Source organism: Peribacillus sp. P4_D6 (assembly GCF_056401795.1).
The window spans coordinates 1-1,093 of sequence record NZ_JBFUIQ010000348.1; the positions used below are offsets into that span (position 1 = coordinate 1).

The 1,093-nt window shown below is 39.6% G+C and carries 1 pseudogene; it reads left to right on the forward strand.

From position 1 onward, the window contains the following. Positions 1-146 precede the first annotated feature (146 nt). Positions 147-1,093: pseudogene (locus AC1DVB_RS27460) on the forward strand (transposase); the annotation flags it as partial.

The following is a 1,093-nucleotide window of genomic DNA, read 5'->3' on the forward strand; positions in this document are numbered from 1 at the left end:
TTCGCCTGCGGGGTCTCCCCTAGACGCGCTTTTCCCGCAGGAGTCTCGAACCTTCCGCTCCAATCAACTTTGTCTTACCTTTTAGATAGAACACTTTTGCCTGGAGTCATTTTTGTTTTAAAATAGAAGTATTAAAACTTGAGGTGATGAGGATACTTTCTAAACACGATTCTATTCAGCGAGATCAACTTGAAATGATTACTTTAGATCAACTGGTGCCACCGAACCATTTGGTTCSTAAAATGGAGGCTGCCATTGACTTCACTTTCATTTATGACTTGGTGAAAGATATGTATTCAGAGKTAGGACGCCCAAGTATTGATCCAGTTATTTTAGTTAAACTGACTTTCATTCAATATACCTTCGGTTCGTTCCATGCATAAAACGATTGAAGAAGTTGAAACAATATGGCTTACCGTTGGTTCTTAGGCTATGATTTCCATGATAAAGTACCTCCTACTCCACGTTCGGGAAAAATTATGAGCACGCTTTAAMGATACAGACCTGTTTGAAAAGATTTCCTATCGCATTTTAATGACAGCTGCTAATAAAAAGTTAATAAGTGCTGAACACGTTTTCGTGGATTCCACACATGTGAAAGCCAGTGCGAATAAACGGAAATTTRAAAAGAAAATCGTTCGTAAAGAAACACGAGCGTATCAAGGACGTCTTCAAGAAGAAATCAATCAARATCGTGAAAACCATGGAAAAAAGCCTTTTCCACCAGATAAATTTGATAAAGAAGAGACCAAAGAGATTAAAGAAAGTAYAACGGATTCTGAGAGTGGCTACTATGTGAAAGATGAACGAACAAAACAGTTTGCCTATTCATTCCACGCGGCCGCAGACCGCAACGGTTTTGTATTGGGAACGATTGTAACACCTGGAAATATACATGACAGTCAGATCTTAGAACCACTAGTTGAAAAAGTGATTGAGAAAGTTGGGAAACCGGAAGCCGTTGCCGCAGATGCAGCTTATAAAACACCAGCGATTACAAGCTACCTGTTTAACAAAGAAATCATACCGGCTTTACCTTATACACGTCCTCGCACCAAAGAAGGATTTTTCCGCAAACAGGACTATGTATACG